The sequence below is a fragment of the Ramlibacter sp. genome (assembly GCF_028291745.1).
Taxonomy (GTDB): domain Bacteria; phylum Pseudomonadota; class Gammaproteobacteria; order Burkholderiales; family Burkholderiaceae_C; genus Ramlibacter.
Genome location: NZ_JAQGNQ010000109.1, coordinates 47,357 through 64,941 on the forward strand (window position 1 = coordinate 47,357; position 17,585 = coordinate 64,941).

Genomic DNA, 17,585 nt, shown 5'->3' on the forward strand with positions numbered 1-17,585 from the left:
CTGGCGCCGCATGCCTCGTGCGGATTTCACGGCGCGCGCAGATTCACGCGAGCAGGGCTGTCTTGAAGGCTTCTTCGAGACCCGGCAATGCGGCGGCCACCTGCTGCACGCGCGCGGCATCTGCCTCGCGCTGCAGCGCGGCCCAGACCGCGCCGGGGAAGTGGCTGTCCCAGTCGAAGCGCGCGATCACGTGCCAGTGCAGGTGCGGCACCGCGTTGCCGAGCGAGGCGAGATTGACCTTGGCAGGGTGCAAGCTCTGCAGCATCGCCTGTTCCACTGCGGCCAGTACGTCGACCACCACGATGCGATCAGCGCGGGCAAGCTGCGAGAACTCGCGCACGTGCTCTTGCCACACGAGCCGGTAGAAGGCGGGGAAGCCCGCCTCCTGCGCATGGATCAGCCGCCACTTCGGCGTCTGCAGCACCACGCGGCCACCAGCCTTCTCGCACAGCGGGCACCCGGGAACGGTCACACCAGCACCCGCTCGATGCCGCCGTTGTTGGCGGCGCGCACGTATTCCTTCATCCAGTCCGCGCCGAGGATCTTGCTGGCCATCTCCACCACGATGTAGTCGGCTTCGAGCAGCCCGTTCTGCAGGTCGTGGTTGTAGCGCGTGAGGCCTTGCAGGCAACTCGGGCAGCTGGTGAGGATCTTCAGGTTCTCCTTCTCGCCGACCACGCCGGAGGCACGCATGGCGGCCTCGTCCTTGCGCAGTTCTTCTTCCTTGCGAAAGCGCACCTGCGTCGAGATGTCGGGCCGCGTCACGCCGAGGGTGCCCGATTCGCCGCAGCAGCGCTCCGATTTGCGCACGCTGTCGCCCACCAGCGCCTTCACCGTCTTCATCGGGTCCTGCAGCTTCATGGGCGTGTGGCAGGGGTCGTGATAGAGATAGGCGCCCGCCCCGTCCAGCTTGATGCCTTTTTCCAGCAGGTATTCGTGGATGTCGATGATCCGGCAGCCCGGGAAGATCTTGTCGAATTCATAGCCCTGCAGCTGGTCGTAGCAGGTGCCGCACGAAACCACCACCGTCTTGATGTCCAGGTAGTTCAGCGTGTTGGCGACGCGGTGGAAGAGCACCCGGTTGTCGGTGATCATCTTCTCGGCCTTGTCGAACTGGCCCGAGCCGCGCTGCGGATAGCCACAGCACAGGTAGCCCGGGGGCAGCACGGTCTGCACGCCGGCGTGCCACAGCATCGCCTGCGTCGCCAGCCCCACCTGCGAGAACAGGCGCTCGGAGCCGCAGCCCGGAAAGTAGAAGACCGCCTCGCTCTCGGCCGTCGTCGCCTTCGGGTCGCGGATGATGGGGACGTAATCCTTGTCCTCGATGTCCAGCATCGCCCGCGCCGTCTTGGTCGGCAGCCCGGTGGGCAGCTTCTTGTTGACGAAGTGGACCACCTGCTCCTTGATCGGCGCGCTGCCGTGCGTATCGGGCGGGCGCGTCACCTGCAGGTGCGCCAGGCCGCGCAGCAGGTTGTTGGCCAGGCGCTGCAGCTTGAAGCCGACGCCGACCATCGCGGCTCGCACCAGCTTGATGGTCTCCGGGTTGGTGGCGTTCAGCATGAACATCGCCGCCGCATTCCCGGGGCGGAAACTCTTCTTTCCCATCTTGCGCAGCAGGTTGCGCATGTTCATCGACACGTCGCCAAAGTCGATCTTCACCGGGCACGGGTTCTCGCACTTGTGGCAGACCGTGCAGTGGTCCGACACGTCCTCGAACTCTTCCCAGTGCTTGATCGACACGCCGCGGCGCGTCTGCTCCTCGTACAGGAAGGCTTCGACCAGCAGCGAGGTGGCCAGGATCTTGTTGCGCGGGCTGTACAGCAGGTTGGCGCGCGGCACGTGGGTGGCGCACACCGGCTTGCACTTGCCGCAGCGCAGGCAGTCCTTGATCGAATCGGCGATGGCGCCGATGTCCGACTGCTGCATGATGATCGACTCGTGCCCCATCAGCCCGAAGCTGGGCGTGTAGGCGTTGGTCAGGTCGGCGTACACCGAGGTGTCGGCATCGACCTCGCCCACGCTCGAGGGGCGCAGCAGCTTGCCCTTGTTGAAGCGGCCCTGCGGATCGACCCGTTGCTTGTAGTCGGCAAAGGGCGCGATCTCCTCGTCGCTCAGGAATTCCAGCTTGGTGATGCCGATGCCGTGCTCGCCCGAGATCACCCCGTTCAAGGACCGGGCCAGCGCCATGATGCGCTTCACCGCCTCGTGCGCGGTCTGCAGCATCCGGTAATCGTCGCTGTTGACCGGAATGTTGGTGTGCACGTTGCCGTCGCCCGCGTGCATGTGCAGCGCCACCCACACGCGACCCTTGAGCACGCGCTGGTGGATCGCGTTCACCTCGGACAGGATGGATGCAAAGGCATTGCCGGAGAAGATCGTCGCCAGCGGCGCGCGGATCTGGGTCTTCCAGCTGGCACGCAGCGAGTGGTCCTGCAGTTGCGCGAACAAGGGTTCCACGTTGGCCAGCCAGTCCTGCCATTGCGCCCGCACCTCGCGGATCAGCGCGATGGCCTGCTGCACGCGGTCTTCCAGCAGTTCGGCCGAAGGGATCTCGCCGGCGTCGTCCTGCTTGCCCAGGGGCAGGCGGCCGCGGGTGAAGAACAGCTCCAGTTCGTCGGTCAGCGCGATCTTGTTGCGCAGGCTGAGCTCGATATTGATGCGCTCGATGCCGTCGGTGTATTCGGCCATCCGCGGCAGCGGGATCACCACGTCTTCATTGATCTTGAAGGCGTTGGTGTGCTTGCTGATGGCGGCGGTGCGCTTGCGATCGAGCCAGAACTTCTTGCGCGCTTCCGGGCTGATCGCAATGAAGCCCTCGCCGCTGCGCGAGTTGGCCAGGCGCACGACCTCGGAAGTTGCGCGCGCAACGGCATCGGGCTCGTCGCCGGCGATGTCGCCGATCAGCACCATCTTCGGCAGGCCGCCGCGCTTGGACTTGGTGGCATAGCCGACGGCGCGCAGATAGCGGTCGTCGAGGTGTTCCAGGCCGGCCAGCACCACGCCCGAGCGCTTCTGCTCGGCAAACATGAAGTCCTTGATCTCGACGATGCTCGGAACGGCGTCGCGCGCATTGCCGAAGAACTCCATGCACACCGTGCGCGTATGCGCGGGCATGCGGTGCACCACCCAGCGCGCGCTGGTGATCAGGCCGTCGCAGCCTTCCTTCTGGATGCCGGGCAGGCCGGAAAGGAACTTGTCGGTGACGTCCTTGCCCAGGCCCTCCTTGCGAAAGCGCGAGCCGGGAATCTCCAGGCGCTCGGTGCGCTTGGGCTTGCTCCAGTCGATCTTGCCCGCGGCGTCGAAGTAGCGCAGTTCGAAGGTGGCGACCGGCGCGTCGTGGATCTTGCCGAGGTTGTGGTCGAGGCGGATCACCTCGAGCCATTCGGCATCCGGCGTCACCATGCGCCAGGACACGAGGTTGTCCAGCGCGGTGCCCCACAGCACGGCCTTCTTGCCGCCGGCGTTCATCGCGACGTTGCCGCCGATGCAGGACGCTTCCGCCGACGTGGGATCCACCGCGAAGACGAAGCCCGAGCGTTCCGCCGCATCCGACACGCGCTGCGTCACGACGCCGGCTTCGGTCCAGATCGTCGGCACGGGCTCGGCATGGCCGCCGATGGCAACGCGCTCGACCTCGGACATGGACTCGAGCTTCTCGGTGTTGATCACCGCGCTCTTCCACGTGAGCGGGATCGCGCCGCCGGTGTAGCCGGTGCCGCCGCCGCGCGGAATGATCGTCAGGCCCAGTTCGATGCAGCCCTTCACCAGGCCGGCCATCTCGGCCTCGGTGTCGGGCGTGAGGACGACGAAGGGGTACTCCACGCGCCAGTCGGTGGCGTCGGTCACGTGCGACACCCGCGACATGCCGTCGAACTTGACGTTGTCCTTGGCCGTGTACTTGCGCAGCAGGCGCTGCGTGCGCGCGCGCAGTTCGGCGGTCTCGGCGAAGGCGGCGTCGAAGCGGCGCACCGCGCGTTGCGCGGCCTGCAGCAGTTCGGCCACCAAGCCGTCGCGCTGCGCATCGTTCTGCGTATCGCGGCGCTTCTCGATCTCGCCGAGCCGGTGATGCAGCGCCTCCACCAGCAGGCGGCGGCGCTTGGGGTTGTCCAGCAGGTCGTCCTGCAGGTAGGGATTGCGCTGCACGACCCAGATGTCGCCCAGCACCTCGTACAGCATGCGGGCCGAGCGGCCGGTGCGGCGCTCTTCGCGCAGACGGTTCAACACGTCCCACGCGCGCGCGCCGAGCAAACGGATCACGATCTCGCGGTCCGAGAACGAGGTGTAGTTGTAGGGGATCTCGCGCAGGCGCGGCGCATCGCCGTCGACCGCAGCCATGAGTTGTTCGAGTGTCGTTGGCGCGTTCATTCGTGAGTGCAATATCAGCCAGCACACAGCGACTCGGCTGAAGGTGGATGTTACCGCAGTGCAACACGCGCACTTGTAGTGCGGTCATGGGAAACCCGCTTGCTGGTGCGGGACCTCATCTGTCTAATGCGCGTCACACAAAAACCGTAGAGTCACCGACTTTCCTCAAGGACGTCAACAGGAGCGAATGCATGAAATTGAAGCTTTCCGCGCTGGCCCTCACCGCCGCGCTCTTCGCCGCCGGCCCGGCCCGCGCGACGACCGAGATCCAGTGGTGGCATTCGATGGGTGGCGCGTTGGGCGAGTGGGTGAACGACCTGGCCAATGACTTCAATGCCACCCAGAAGGATTACAAGATCGTCCCCACGTTCAAGGGCAGCTATCCGGAATCGATGACGGCGGGCATCGCCGCCTACCGCGCGGGCAATGCGCCCGGCCTGATCCAGATCTTCGAGGTGGGCACCGCCACCATGATGGCGGCCAAGGGCGCGATCGTGCCGGTGGCCAAGGTGATGACCGATGCGGGCCTGAAGTTCGACCCGTCGGTCTACGTGCCCGCGGTCGCCGGCTACTACACGGCGCCGAACGGGCAGATGCTCAGCTACCCGTTCAACAGCTCCACGCCGGTCTTCCACTACAACAAGGACGCCTTCAAGGCCGCGGGCCTCGATCCCGAGAAGCCGCCGAAGACCTGGCCCGAGGTGGCGCTGGCCGCGGCCAAGCTCAAGGCCTCCGGCCACAAGTGCCCCTTCACCACCAGTTGGGTCAGCTGGACGCAGCTCGAGACCTTCTCGGCCTGGCACAACGTGCTGTACGCAACCAAGAACAACGGCTTCGGCGGCTTGGACGCGCGCTTGGCGTTCAACACGCCGCTGCACGTGCGGCACATCGAGAACCTGGCCAACATGGCCAAGAGCGGGCTGTTCGTCTACAAGGGCCGCGACAACGCCGCCGACGCGACCTTCGTCTCCGGCGAATGCGCGATGATGACCGGCTCCTCCGCGCTGGCCGGCAACGTCAAGCGCAATGGCAAGTTCGGCTACGGCATCAGCGCCCTGCCCTATTACCCCGACGTGCCCGGTGCGCCGCAGAACACGATCATCGGCGGCGCCAGCCTGTGGGTGATGGCGGGCAAGAAGCCCGATGAATACAAGGGCATCGCGCGCTTCCTGAACTACCTGTCGCAACCCGCGGTGGCGGCCAAGAGCCACCAGCGCACCGGCTACCTGCCGGTGACCAAGGCCGCCTTCGAGCTGACCGAGAAGTCCGGCTTCTACCAGCAGAATCCGGGCTACGACGTCTCGGTGAACCAGATGATCCGCAAGACCACCGACAAGTCGCGCGGCGTGCGCCTGGGCAACTTCCTGCAGATCCGCACCATCATCGACGAGGAACTCGAAGGCGTGTGGCGCGGCACGAGGCAGCCGAAGGAGGCGCTGGATACGGCGGTCAGACGCGGCAACGAACAGTTGGAACGCTTTCAGAAGGCCAACAAGTCCTGATGGCGGACGGCCGGACGGCCTGAACGGATGTCATCCCGGGCTTGACCCGGGATCCATGCGGCGCTTGATCAAGCGCCGCCGTGGATTGCGGGTCGAGCCCGCAATGACGTCCTCGTTGTGGATTGCGGGTCGAGCCCACAATGACATCCTCGTCGTGGCTTGCGGCTCGAGCCCGCAATGACATCCTCGTTGTGCATTGCGGGTCGGCACGTCCGCGAAGACCGACAATAAGCGTCTATGGAAAAGCGGGTTCGATTCAAGTCCGCGTGGCTGCCGTGGGCGCTGATCGCGCCGCAGATGGTGGTCGTGCTGGTGTTCTTCTTCTGGCCCGCGGGGCAGGCGCTGCTGCAAAGCGTGATGCAGCAGGATGCCTTTGGCGGCACCAGCGTGTTCGTCGGCTGGGAGAACTTCCAGCGCCTGTTCTCGGATGAAAGCTATCTGGAGTCGTTCAAGATCACCGCGATCTTCTCCGGGCTGGTCGCCACTCTCGGCCTCTCGATCGCACTGCTGCTGGCCGTGATGGCCAATCGCGTCGTGCGCGGCGCGGGCGTGTACAAGACACTTCTCGTGTGGCCCTATGCGGTGGCACCGGTAGTGGCCGGCGTGCTGTGGCTGATGATGTTCGCTTCGCCCTACGGCATGATCGCCTACGCCCTGCAGGAGATGGGGCTGCCCTGGGATCACCTGCTCAATCCCAACCACGCCATGGCGCTGATCGTGATGGCGGCCGTCTGGAAGCAGGTCTCGTACAACTTCCTGTTCTTCCTGGCCGGCCTGCAGTCGATTCCGCATTCGCTGATCGAGGCCGCCACCATCGACGGCGCCACGCCCTGGAAGCGCTTCTGGAGCATCGTCTTCCCGCTGCTCTCGCCCACCACCTTCTTCCTGCTGGTGATCAACGTCATCTACGCCTTCTTCGAGACCTTCGCCATCGTCGACGCGGCCACGCACGGCGGCCCCGGCCGCGACACGGCGATCCTGGTCTACAAGGTCTATTACGACGGCTTCAAGGCGCTGGACATCAACGGCTCCGCCGCGCAGTCGGTGGTGCTGATGCTGATCGTTGTTGTGCTGACCGTCGTGCAGTTCCGCTTCGTGGAGAAGAAGGTGCAGTACTAGCCATGATCGAACGCAGACCCGTCCTCGACTTCTTCTCGCACCTGGTCCTGATCCTCGGCGTGCTGGTCGTGATGTTCCCCGTGCTCGTCGCCCTGATCGGCTCGACGCAGACGGCGGACCAGATCGCGTCCAGCCATCCGCTGTCGCTGGTGCCGGGCCACAACTTCCTGCACACCTACCAGCTCGCGCTGTTCGGCGGCAAGACGGCCTCGGGCTCCACCATCGCCGCGGCGCTGCCGATGCTGTGGGTCAGCCTCGTGTCCGCACTGGTGATCGCCATCGGCAAGATCGCGATCTCGCTGCTGTCGGCCTTTGCCATCGTGTACTTCCGCTTTCCGCTGCGCAACCTCGTCTTCTGGATGATCTTCGTCACGCTGATGCTACCGGTGGAAGTGCGCATCGGCCCGACCTACCAGGTGGTCTCGGACCTCGGCATGCTGAACACGTACGCGGGCCTGACGGTGCCGCTGATCGCATCGGCCACGGCAACCTTCCTGTTCCGCCAGTTCTTCCTGACGGTGCCGGACGAACTGGCCGAGGCGGCGCGCATGGACGGCGCGGGCCCGATGCGCTTCTTCGTCGACGTGCTGCTGCCGCTGTCTCGCACCACGATCGCGGCGCTGTTCGTCATCCAGTTCATCTACGGCTGGAACCAGTACCTGTGGCCGCTGCTGGTGACCACCAGCGAATCGATGTATCCCATCGTGCTGGGCATCAAGCGCGCGATCTTCGGCGAGGTGTACGTGGAATGGAACGTGGTGATGGCCACGTCCATCCTCGCGATGCTGCCGCCGGCGCTGGTGGTGGTCCTGATGCAGAAGTGGTTCGTCAAGGGCCTGGTCGACGTCGAGAAGTAAAAACAAATGGCATCCCTATCCCTGCGCAAGGTCGTCAAGAAATACGGCACCGGCAAGAGTGCCCTGGAAGTGATCCACGGCATCGACGCCGAAATCGCCGATCGCGAATTCATCGTCATCGTCGGGCCCTCGGGCTGCGGCAAGTCCACGCTGCTGCGCATGGTCGCGGGGCTGGAGGAGATCAGCGCCGGCGAGATTGCCATCGGCAAGCGCGTGGTCAACGACCTCGAGCCGGCCGAGCGCGACATCGCGATGGTGTTCCAGAACTACGCGCTCTATCCGCACATGAGCGTCTTCGAGAACATGGCCTACGGCCTGAAGATCCGCAAGCTGCCCGTCGCCGAGATCAAGGCGCGCGTCGACAAGGCGGCCGGCATCCTCGAACTGGGTCACCTGCTGGAACGCAGGCCGCGCCAGCTCTCCGGCGGCCAGCGCCAGCGCGTTGCCATGGGTCGCGCCATCGTGCGGCAGCCGCAGGTCTTCCTGTTCGACGAGCCCCTGTCCAACCTCGATGCCAAGCTGCGCGCACAGACGCGGCTGGAGATCCAGAAGCTGCATCGCGAGCTGGGCATCACCTCGCTGTTCGTCACGCACGACCAGGTCGAGGCGATGACGCTGGCGCAGCGCATGATCGTGATGAACGCCGGCAGGATGGAGCAGTTCGGCACGCCGGAGGAGGTCTACCACCGGCCCGCCTCCACCTTCGTGGCCAGCTTCATCGGCTCGCCGCCCATGAACCTGCTCAAGGACGTGCAGGGCGGCCGCAGCGGCGCCATCACCGGTATCCGTCCCGAGCACCTCGACGTGGGCGACACCGGCTGGGAAGTGCGCACCGAAACCGTGGAGATGCTGGGGGCGGAGCGGCTCGTGTACGGGCGCCTCGGTGGCGAGCAGATCATCGTGCGCATCGAGGAAAACCGCCCGGTGCCGGCGGTCGATCAGGTGATCCGCGTCAAGCCCCGGGAAGACCGCCTGCACTGGTTCGACCCGGGCAGCGGAAAGAGGATCGCGGCATGAAGGATTGGCCGTACCCGAAGTGGATCGCGCATCGCGGGGCCGGCAAGCTGGCGCCCGAGAACACGCTGGCGGCCTTTCGCCTTGGCGCGCGCCACGGTTATCGGATGTTCGAATGCGACGTGAAGTTGTCGGCCGATGGCGTGCCCTTCCTGATGCATGACGCGGCACTCGAACGCACCACCAACGGCGTCGGCCTCGGCGGCGACCAGCCGTGGGACCAGCTCGCGCGCCTCGATGCCGGCAGCTGGCATTCGCGCGCCTACGCGGGCGAGCCGCTACCGACGTTCGAGAACGTGGCGCGTTTCTGCCTGGCCAACGGCTATCTGCTCAACATCGAGATCAAGCCGACGCCGGGTGCGGAAGCGAAGACCGGGCAGGTGGTTGCCGAGTATGCGGAGCGGATCTGGCGCGGCCAGGCCGTTCCGCCGCTGCTGACGTCGTTCAAGCCGGAGGCATTGCAAGCGGCGATGCAGTCGCAGCCGCAATTGCCGCGCGGATTGCTGCTGGATCAATTCTGGGACGGCTGGTGGGAGGCCGCGCAGTCACTGCAATGCGTGGCGGTGGTGTGCGATTACCGGATGTGGGACGCGGCGGTCGTGGCCCAGGTGCACGGTGGCGGCATGCGTTGCGTGAGCTATACGGTCAACGAACAGGCCGCGGCGCAGCAGTTGATTGCATTGGGCACGGACGGGATCATCACCGACCGCGTCGATCTCTTCCCGCCCGCCTGATCGACAGGTCTTCGTAGGCTGGGCTGGCGAAGCCACCCCAGCGTTTTCGGCCCCCAAACGCGGAAACGCTGGGGTGCGCTGCGCGCAGCCCAGCCTACAAATCCCAAGCAGCCGGGTGGAGCCACGGTCATTTCAGATCCCCCGCCAGCGAAGCCAGCGTCTCCGCCCCCACCGCCACATGCGCCGGATAGTTGGTGTGGTCGCACCCCACCTTCACCGCCGCGCCGGCCTTCACCGCATCGCGCATGGGCGCGCTCAATTCGAAGCGCAGGAAGTGCACGGCGGATGTCTTCTCCTCGTTCTCGCGCTCCAGGTCTTCGTCGGCGATGGCATACACGCGCGGATGGCCCTCCACCTCGACGAACATGCGCTCGGCCACGCCGATCAGCCGCGCAAGTTCGCGCCTGCGCTCGTTGACGTCGGGGTACTCGATCAGCATCGTCGCCTTCCAGTTGCCGCCATCGGGCACCATGGGCGCGTAGACATCGATCTCCTGCCGGATGCCCTCTTCCTCGAAGATCTTCTCGATCCGCAGCATCTCCTGGATCTGGTAGCGCATGGTCAGTTCGCTTTCGAACTGCACGTTGACGTGATCGCCCAGCGCCACGCTGCGCAACTGGCGATGGGCCATGACCTCCGCCTTGTGCTGCTTGCGCCACCTGGCATAGGCCTCGAGCGTCATCAGGCTCTCGGGCGTGATCCGGCCGGTGAGTTGCATCGTCATTCCAGTCCGTAGGCCATGCGGATCAGCGACAGCGGATGCGCGAGCTGCGGCGTGCCCAGGCTGTTGCGATCGAAGCCCTGGTCGATATGGTGGCCGCCCAGCGGGCAGTCCGAGCTGATGTAGTCGGGCGCGCCGCCTTCCGGGTGCTCCGCCATGCGCTTGAACAGTGGCTTGCCGATCTTCATCGCCACCTCGTGGTAAGGCTTCTTCACGCCGAAGGTGCCGGCATGGCCCGAGCAGCGCTCGTTGGTATGCACCCAGGTGCCCGGAATCAGCTTCAGCAGTTCCTCGGTCTTGCGGCCGATGTTCTGCACCCGCGTATGGCAAGGCACCTGATAGCTCACCTTGCCCAGGGCTTGCGGGAACTCGGTCTTCAGCAGGCCATCACGGCGGCGCCCCGCGAGGTACTCGAAGGGATCCCACATCGCCTCCTTCACGGCCTGCACGTCGGGCTCGTCGGGGTACATCAGCGGGATTTCCTGCTTGAACATCAGCGTGCAACTCGGCACCGCTGTGACGATGGCCCAGCCCTCGCGCGCGTACTTCGCCAGCACCGGAATGTTCGCGCGCTTGGCGGCATCGACCGAGTCGAGATCGCCCAGTTCGAGCTTGGGCATGCCGCAGCACTGTTCCTTCTCGACCAGCACATAAGGGATGTCGTTGTGGGCCAGGACCTTGAGCAGGTCGAGGCCTATGCCCGGCTCGTTGTAGTTGACGTAGCAGCTTGCGAACACGGCCACCTTGCCGGGCGTGCGCTGGCCGTTCTTCACGGGCAGGTCGGCCGCCTTGGGCGCGGCGTTGCGGAACTTGCGCGTGGCCAGTGCGGGCAGCCAGGCATTGCGGTCCACGTGCAGCGTGCCTTCCATCAGCGCGCGCATCGGCTTGGTCTGGTTGACCGCATTGGCCACCTGCACCACCACCGGAATGCCGGCGAGCTTGCCATGCACGTCGGTGGAGGAGAGAAACTTCGAGCCGAAGTCCACCCCGCCCTGCTTGAACTTGATCGCCTTGGCCCGCAGCATGGTGTGCGGGAAGTCCACGTTCCACTCGTGCGGCGGCACGTAAGGGCACTTGGTCATGTAGCACAGGTCGCACAGGTAGCACTGGTCGACGACCTTCCAGTAGTCCTTCTTCTCGACGCCATCGACCTCGCCGCTCTTGCCTTCATCGACCAGGTCGAACAGGGTGGGAAAGGCGCCGCACAGGCTCACGCAGCGGCGGCAGCCATGGCAGATGTCGAAGATGCGTTCCAGTTCCTTGAACGCCGCCGGCTCGTCGTAGTAGTCCGGGGACTTCCAGGCGATGGGGTGGCGCGTGGGCGCCTGGAGATTGCCTTCGCGGGCGGGCATGCGTTTCCTGGGGTGGTTTTTCTCGGAAGCGTTCGGGTGGGAGCCCGCGACGGGATCGCCGCACGGGAGCGCCCCCACCCCAGCCCTCCCCCGGAGGGGAGGGAGCAAGACAACTCAGTCGGCCAATTCGTTCAAGGCCTTCGTATACCGGTTCGCATGCGAGCGCTCCGCCTTCGCCAGCGTCTCGAACCAGTCGGCGATTTCGTCGAAGCCTTCCTCGCGGGCCATCCTCGCCATGCCGGGGTACATGTCGGTGTACTCGTGGGTTTCGCCGGCGACGGCGGCCTTGAGGTTGTCGCGCGTGGGGCCGATCGGCAGCCCGGTGGCCGGGTCGCCCACTTGTTCCAGCCATTCGAGGTGGCCATGCGCATGGCCGGTCTCGCCTTCGGCGGTGGAGCGGAACAGCGCCGCGACGTCGTTCTGGCCCTCGATGTCGGCCTTGTTCGCGAAATACAGATAGCGCCGGTTGGCCTGCGACTCGCCGGCAAAGGCGGCCTTCAGGTTCTCTTCCGTCCTGGAGCCTTTGAGTGCTGCCATGGAGTTCTCCTTCGAAGTGGTTGAAGACGCAAACGCGCAGGCTTCGGCGCGCCGAAGACTCAGCAAGCGTAATGAGGCCGGGCAAGCCCGTCTAATAGCCAGGCTCAATGGCGCCCCATCCATAAGCGCCATGGCCCCTATCGACTGATCAGCGCACTTGCACGCAACTCTACCGTGGAGGTGGCCGAGCCGTAGCGCGTTAAAGTCGGCGGCAGGCCTCATCATCCAGTTCCAGGAGGAGAGCATGGCCGAGAGCTACACGGAAACCGCGTTTCGCAATGGCTACGAGTTCGCGCAGGGCACGGGCTACGAGCTGCCGCTGTACCCGTTCCAGCCACCGCCGGAGCTGGCCTCGGGTGAGCCGAGTCATCACCAGGTGGTGATCGTCGGCGGCGGCATCAGCGGTCTCACGGCCGCCTGCGCCCTCGCGCAATACGGCATCGCCGCCGTCCTGCTGGACGAGGACAACACGGTGGGCGTCAAGGGCGCGGCCTCGCGCGGCATCTGCTACACGCAGAAGTCGCTGGAGATCTTCGAGCGCCTGGGCATCTACGATCGCATTGCCGCCAAGGGCATCCAGTGGAGCGTGGGCCGCACCTTCGCGGGCGCCGACGAGGTCTATTCCTTCGACCTGCGCCAGCAAAGCGCCTTCAATCTCTCGACGCAGCCGCCCTTCATCAACATCCAGCAGTTCTACATCGAGGGCTACCTGGTCGAACGCCTCTACGAGCTGGGCCAGGTCGACCTGCGCTGGCAGAACCGGGTGACCGCCTTCGCGCAGGACAACGAATGCGCGACGCTCTCGGTCACCACGCCCGGCGGCGACTACCAGTTGCGCGCCGACTACGTGATCGATGCGACCGGCTGCCACACACCGTTCCGGCAATGGGTGGGCGCCTCGGTCACCGCCAAGAGCGGCGACGACCGCTGGTGCATCGCGGACGTGCGTTTCAGCAAGCACCCGCCGGTGGAGCGCCACACCTGGATCGAGGCGCCCTTCAATGACAACCGCGCCGTCTGGCAGCACCTGATGGGCGACAACGTCTGGCGCATCGACTACCAGATGGCACCCGATGCCGACCCCGCGGAACTGAGCCGCGAGGCGGTCGTGCGCGATCGGCTCACCCGGCAGTTCGGCGCCGATGCTGGCGTGGAGATCGTCTGGGTCGGGCCCTACGCCTATAAAAGCGAATGCGTCGACCGCATGCGGCACGGGCGCGTCTTCTTCATGGGCGATGCGGCCAAGGTGGTCAGCCCCTTCGGCGCGCGCGGCGGCAACACCGGCATCGCCGACGCCGACAACCTGGCGTGGAAGCTGGCGGCCGTGCTGCAAGGACAGGCCGCCCCCGCGCTCCTGGACAGCTACCACGAAGAACGGCACGAGGCCGCGCGGCAGAACGTGCTGGTCACCAACCGCACCACCCGCTTCCTGCGGCCGGCGACGCGCATCGAAAAGCTGTTCCGCGATGCAACGCTGAGCCTGGCCAGGCAGTACCCGTTCGCGCGGCAGTTCGTCAACACGGGTCGGATGGCCATCGCCAATCCGTATACGCGCTCGCTGGCTTGCGACCGCAGTGGCGGGCAGTCGGTGCAGAACGTGGCCTTCCAATGGGCCGATGGGTCGACGGGCCAGGTCAACGACCTGCTGCGCTGGGCCGATGGCCGCCTGCTCGTGCTGCTGTTCGGCGTCTCGTCGCCTGCGGCCCTGCTGCGCCTGCGCGTGCTGTCGGAGACCGCGCCGGTACGCTGCGTGCAGGTGGTGGGCGGGGAAGACCCGCCTGGCGCGCGCGAGCATGTGCGCGATCCGCAGGGCCACCTGCAGGGCGCCTGCCATGTGTTCGGCCATGCCTGGGCGCTGCTGCGGCCGGACAGCTACGTGGCCGCGACGGGCGAGAGCGTCGACGCCTCGCTGGTGCATGCGGTCGGCCAGGCGCTGGGCGCCACGCTGGAGGAGGAAGCGCCATGAAGACGAACCTGAACCTGCAGGACGCGGATGGCTTCTACGAGCAATTGCTGGATGCGCACCAGGGGCTGAACGACGACCAGTCGGCGCTGTTGAACGTGCGGCTGATCCTGTTGCTGGCGAATCAGGTGGGGGATGCAGGAGTGTTGAAGGAGTGCGTCGAAGCGGCGAAGAAGTTGCCGGCGTGACGGATTGCTGGGGTTCGCTCGCGCGAAGCCCAGCCTACGCGCCGAACGAGGCGCCTGGTCTCCGTAGGCTGGGCTGCCGCCAGGCACCCCAGCACCCCGCGCCCCGTAAAATCACCCCGGTGAGCACTGAACAACCCGGCCTGAACAGCCTTTCCAAGTCCTTCGAGCCTGCCGCCATCGAGCGCCAGTGGGGCCCGCTGTGGGAACAGCGTGGCTATGCGCGCGCGGGCTATCGCGGTACCGGCAACGCCAAGCCGGGCGAGCCCTCGTTCGCCATCCAGCTGCCGCCGCCGAACGTGACCGGCACCTTGCACATGGGGCACGCGTTCAACCAGACCATCATGGACAGCCTGACGCGCTACCACCGGATGCGCGGCTTCAACACGCTGTGGGTGCCGGGCACCGACCTCGCCGGCATCGCGACGCAGATCGTCGTGGAGCGCCAGCTGCAGGACCAGGGCACCAGCCGCCAGGCCCTGGGCCGCGAGAACTTCGTGCGCAAGGTGTGGGAGTGGAAGGAGAAGTCGGGCAACACCATCACCACGCAGATGCGCCGCATGGGCGACAGCGTCGACTGGTCGCACGAGTACTTCACGATGGACGAGAAGCTCTCGAAGATCGTGACCCAGACCTTCGTGCAGCTCTATCAGCAGGGCCTGATCTACCGCGGCAAGCGCCTGGTCAACTGGGACCCGCAATTGAAGACCGCGGTCTCCGACCTGGAAGTGGAGAGCGAGGAGGAGGACGGCTTCCTCTGGCACATCCGCTATCCGCTCTCCGATGGCTCCGGCGAACTGACCGTGGCCACCACCCGCCCCGAGACCATGCTGGGCGACGTGGCCTTGATGGTCCACCCCGACGACGAGCGCTACCGGCACCTCCTGGGCAAGACGGTGAAGCTGCCGCTGTGCGACCACGACATTCCCATCATTGCCGACGACTATGTCGACAAGGCCTTCGGCACCGGCGTGGTCAAGGTCACGCCCGCGCACGATCCCAACGACTACGCCGTGGGCCAGCGACATGGCCTGCCGATGATCAGCGTGCTGACGCTGGACGCGAAGATCAACGACAACGCGCCTGTGGCCTATCGCGGGCTCGATCGCTTCGTCGCGCGCAAGAAGATCGTTGCGGATCTCGAGGCGCAGGGCCTGCTCGCCGAGACGAAGAAGCACAAGCTGATGGTGCCGCGCTGCGCGCGCACCGGCCAGATCGTCGAGCCCATGCTCACGGACCAGTGGTTCGTGGCAATGACCAAGGTGAGCGAGCAGGACCCCACCGGCAAGTCGATCGCGCAGAAGGCCATCGATGCCGTGCAAAGCGGCGCGGTGCGCTTCGTGCCGGAGAACTGGGTCAACACGTACAACCAGTGGATGAACAACATCCAGGACTGGTGCATCTCGCGCCAGCTCTGGTGGGGCCACCAGATCCCGGCCTGGTACGACGAGGACGGCAAGGTGTATGTCGCGGCCAACGAGGCCGAGGCGCGAGCGCAGGCCCCGGGCAAGACGCTCACGCGCGACCCCGACGTGCTGGACACCTGGTATTCATCCGCGCTGGTGCCCTTCTCCACCCTGGGCTGGCCCGAGCAGACGCAGGACATGGACCTGTACCTGCCCTCCACCGTGCTGGTCACGGGCTACGACATCATCTTCTTCTGGGTGGCCCGGATGATCATGATGACGACGCACTTCACCGGCCGCGTGCCTTTCCGCCATGTCTACATCCACGGGCTGGTGCGCGACTCGCACGGCAAGAAGATGTCGAAGTCCGAGGGCAACGTGCTCGACCCGGTGGACCTGATCGACGGCATCGCCCTGCCGCCGCTTCTCGACAAGCGCACCACCGGGCTGCGCAAGCCCGAGACGGCGCCCACGGTGCGCAAGAACACCGAGAAGGAATTCCCCGACGGCATTCCGGCTTACGGCGCTGACGCGCTGCGCTTCACCTTCGCCGCGCTGGCGACGCTGGGCCGCTCGATCAACTTCGATGCCAAGCGCTGCGAGGGCTACCGCAATTTCTGCAACAAGCTCTGGAACGCCACGCGCTTCGTGCTGATGAATTGCGAGGGCCACGAGCTCGCGGAGCAGGACGCCACGCTCACCGCGGCCGACCGCTGGATCATCTCGCTGCTGCAGAAGGTCGAAGCGGAGGTCGCGCGGGGCTTCGAGGAATACCGGCTCGACAACGTGGCCAACACGATTTATCAATTCGTGTGGGACGAATACTGCGACTGGTACCTCGAGATCGCGAAGGTGCAAATCCAGACCGGCGACCTCGCGCAGCAGCGCGGCACGCGCCGCACGTTGATTCGCGTGCTGGAGGCGATCCTGCGGCTGGCGCATCCGGTGATCCCCTTCATCACCGAGGAGCTGTGGCAGAAGGTCGCACCGGTCGCCGGCAAGACGGGCGACTCGATCAGCGTCGCGCCTTATCCGCAATGCGTGCCGGCCAACATCAATGCCGAAGCGGAAGCGTGGATGGCGCGACTGAAAAACGTGGTGACCGCCTGCCGCAATCTGCGCGGCGAGATGAACGTCTCGCCCTCCACGCGGCTGCCGGCCTATGTGGTTGGCGACGCCGGCTTCATCCGCGAGGCCGCGCCGGTGCTGCAGGCGCTGGCCAAACTGAGCGAAGTGCGCGTCTTCGACGACGAGGCCGCATGGGCCGCAGCGGCACAAGCTGCACCCGTTGCGGTGGTCGGCGATGCCCGCCTGTGCCTGTACATGGAGATCGACGTCGCGGCGGAGAAGGCGCGCCTGACGAAGGAAGTGGGCCGCTTGCAGGGCGAACTGGCCAAGGCAAACGGCAAGCTGTCGAACCAGGCCTTCGTCGCGAAGGCACCGCCGGCCGTGATCGAACAAGAGCGCAAGCGCATCGCCGACTTCACGGCGACGCTGGAAAACGCGCAGGCGCAACTGCAGCGACTAGCCTAGCTCTTGCTCCTTCCCCCTCCGGGGGAAGGTTGGGATGGGGGCGCTCCCGCTCGCGCTCCGCTCGCGTGGTTTTGCTCCCCCTCCCGCCCGGGGGTATTGCTCCCTCTCCCGCCCGCGGGAGAGGGCTGGGGTGAGGGCGACGGCCTTCGCGTCCGCACGGCAACCGATCACGTAGATACTGTCTTTCAGGTCAAGGCATGAAGGGCGGGATTGAAGGGGACTCCTGACTTGAGGACGCCGTAGGCGATGGCCAGGATCTTGCGCATCAGCGCTCCGAGGATCAATTTTTTGGGTTTT

Annotated in this window: 13 protein-coding genes and 1 pseudogene; 8 read left to right on the top strand and 6 right to left on the bottom strand. The window is 65.8% G+C overall.

What is annotated here, in order from left to right; genetic code table 11:
• Nucleotides 1-43: 43 nt before the first annotated feature.
• Complete coding sequence (locus tag JWP60_RS20300; RefSeq protein WP_299795376.1) at nucleotides 44-472, bottom strand: HIT family protein; 429 nt, start codon at nucleotides 470-472, stop codon at nucleotides 44-46.
• Nucleotides 469-4,365 carry an FAD/FMN-binding oxidoreductase gene (locus tag JWP60_RS20305; RefSeq protein ID WP_299795377.1) on the bottom strand — a complete coding sequence of 1,299 codons (3,897 nt, stop codon included), beginning with the start codon at nucleotides 4,363-4,365 and terminating at the stop codon, nucleotides 469-471. The genes JWP60_RS20300 and JWP60_RS20305 overlap by 4 nt, the downstream gene beginning before the upstream one ends.
• A 191-nt stretch (nucleotides 4,366-4,556) precedes the next feature.
• On the opposite strand from JWP60_RS20305, the gene ugpB reads away from it, so the two are divergent.
• The 5 genes from ugpB (at nucleotide 4,557) to ugpQ (ending at nucleotide 9,591) form a co-directional block, all read left to right on the top strand.
• Nucleotides 4,557-5,867, top strand: coding sequence for a sn-glycerol-3-phosphate ABC transporter substrate-binding protein UgpB (ugpB, locus tag JWP60_RS20310; protein ID WP_299795378.1), 1,311 nt, complete (start codon nucleotides 4,557-4,559; stop codon nucleotides 5,865-5,867).
• Between the two features lie 237 nt (nucleotides 5,868-6,104).
• A complete protein-coding gene (gene ugpA, locus JWP60_RS20315; protein ID WP_299795379.1) occupies nucleotides 6,105-6,986 on the top strand; it encodes a sn-glycerol-3-phosphate ABC transporter permease UgpA in 882 nt (293 codons plus the stop codon).
• Nucleotides 6,987-6,988: 2 nt separating this feature from the next.
• A complete protein-coding gene (gene ugpE / locus JWP60_RS20320) occupies nucleotides 6,989-7,843 on the top strand; it encodes a sn-glycerol-3-phosphate ABC transporter permease UgpE (RefSeq protein ID WP_299795381.1) in 855 nt (284 codons plus the stop codon).
• 6 nt (nucleotides 7,844-7,849) lie between these two features.
• The gene (gene ugpC / locus JWP60_RS20325; RefSeq protein WP_299795383.1) at nucleotides 7,850-8,860 is read left to right on the top strand and encodes a sn-glycerol-3-phosphate ABC transporter ATP-binding protein UgpC; all 1,011 of its coding nucleotides are present in this window, start codon (nucleotides 7,850-7,852) and stop codon (nucleotides 8,858-8,860) included.
• Nucleotides 8,857-9,591: a glycerophosphodiester phosphodiesterase gene (gene ugpQ / locus JWP60_RS20330; RefSeq protein WP_299795385.1), complete on the top strand. Its 735-nt coding sequence runs from the start codon at nucleotides 8,857-8,859 to the stop codon at nucleotides 9,589-9,591. The genes ugpC and ugpQ overlap by 4 nt, the downstream gene beginning before the upstream one ends.
• Before the next feature lie 127 nt (nucleotides 9,592-9,718).
• On the opposite strand, the gene JWP60_RS20335 is transcribed toward ugpQ, so the two are convergent.
• From JWP60_RS20335 to JWP60_RS20345, 3 genes are all read right to left on the bottom strand, one after another.
• The gene (locus JWP60_RS20335) at nucleotides 9,719-10,309 is read right to left on the bottom strand and encodes a DUF3501 family protein (RefSeq protein ID WP_299795399.1); all 591 of its coding nucleotides are present in this window, start codon (nucleotides 10,307-10,309) and stop codon (nucleotides 9,719-9,721) included.
• A gap of 2 nt (nucleotides 10,310-10,311) precedes the next feature.
• Nucleotides 10,312-11,664 (bottom strand): heterodisulfide reductase-related iron-sulfur binding cluster, encoded by a 1,353-nt coding sequence (locus JWP60_RS20340; RefSeq protein WP_299795387.1) that lies wholly within the window; start codon nucleotides 11,662-11,664, stop codon nucleotides 10,312-10,314.
• A gap of 114 nt (nucleotides 11,665-11,778) precedes the next feature.
• Entirely contained in the window at nucleotides 11,779-12,201 is a 423-nt protein-coding gene (locus JWP60_RS20345; RefSeq protein WP_299795389.1) for a rubrerythrin family protein, read from the bottom strand.
• A 244-nt stretch (nucleotides 12,202-12,445) separates the two neighbouring features.
• On the opposite strand from JWP60_RS20345, the gene JWP60_RS20350 reads away from it, so the two are divergent.
• The 3 genes from JWP60_RS20350 (at nucleotide 12,446) to JWP60_RS20360 (ending at nucleotide 17,288) form a co-directional block, all read left to right on the top strand.
• The gene (locus JWP60_RS20350) at nucleotides 12,446-14,167 is read left to right on the top strand and encodes an FAD-dependent oxidoreductase (protein WP_299795391.1); all 1,722 of its coding nucleotides are present in this window, start codon (nucleotides 12,446-12,448) and stop codon (nucleotides 14,165-14,167) included.
• Nucleotides 14,164-14,352 (top strand): DUF2783 domain-containing protein, encoded by a 189-nt coding sequence (locus tag JWP60_RS20355; RefSeq protein WP_299795393.1) that lies wholly within the window; start codon nucleotides 14,164-14,166, stop codon nucleotides 14,350-14,352. The genes JWP60_RS20350 and JWP60_RS20355 overlap by 4 nt, the downstream gene beginning before the upstream one ends.
• Nucleotides 14,353-14,471: 119 nt before the next feature.
• A complete protein-coding gene (locus JWP60_RS20360; protein ID WP_299795395.1) occupies nucleotides 14,472-17,288 on the top strand; it encodes a valine--tRNA ligase in 2,817 nt (938 codons plus the stop codon).
• 185 nt (nucleotides 17,289-17,473) lie between these two features.
• Here JWP60_RS20360 and JWP60_RS20365 read toward each other — a convergent pair.
• Nucleotides 17,474-17,585, bottom strand: a pseudogene (locus JWP60_RS20365) (IS110 family transposase); the annotation flags it as partial.

What these genes read in the sequence shown, in the direction of transcription:
- JWP60_RS20340 (WP_299795387.1), bottom strand. Translation starts at nt 11,664, where the DNA reads ATGCCCGCCCGCGAAGGCAATCTCCAGGCGCCCACGCGCCACCCCATC.
- JWP60_RS20335 (WP_299795399.1), bottom strand. Translation starts at nt 10,309, where the DNA reads ATGCAACTCACCGGCCGGATCACGCCCGAGAGCCTGATGACGCTCGAG.
- JWP60_RS20305 (WP_299795377.1), bottom strand. Translation starts at nt 4,365, where the DNA reads ATGAACGCGCCAACGACACTCGAACAACTCATGGCTGCGGTCGACGGC.
- ugpC (WP_299795383.1), top strand. Translation starts at nt 7,850, where the DNA reads ATGGCATCCCTATCCCTGCGCAAGGTCGTCAAGAAATACGGCACCGGC.
- ugpQ (WP_299795385.1), top strand. Translation starts at nt 8,857, where the DNA reads ATGAAGGATTGGCCGTACCCGAAGTGGATCGCGCATCGCGGGGCCGGC.
- JWP60_RS20350 (WP_299795391.1), top strand. Translation starts at nt 12,446, where the DNA reads ATGGCCGAGAGCTACACGGAAACCGCGTTTCGCAATGGCTACGAGTTC.
- ugpB (WP_299795378.1), top strand. Translation starts at nt 4,557, where the DNA reads ATGAAATTGAAGCTTTCCGCGCTGGCCCTCACCGCCGCGCTCTTCGCC.
- JWP60_RS20345 (WP_299795389.1), bottom strand. Translation starts at nt 12,201, where the DNA reads ATGGCAGCACTCAAAGGCTCCAGGACGGAAGAGAACCTGAAGGCCGCC.
- ugpE (WP_299795381.1), top strand. Translation starts at nt 6,989, where the DNA reads ATGATCGAACGCAGACCCGTCCTCGACTTCTTCTCGCACCTGGTCCTG.
- ugpA (WP_299795379.1), top strand. Translation starts at nt 6,105, where the DNA reads ATGGAAAAGCGGGTTCGATTCAAGTCCGCGTGGCTGCCGTGGGCGCTG.
- JWP60_RS20355 (WP_299795393.1), top strand. Translation starts at nt 14,164, where the DNA reads ATGAAGACGAACCTGAACCTGCAGGACGCGGATGGCTTCTACGAGCAA.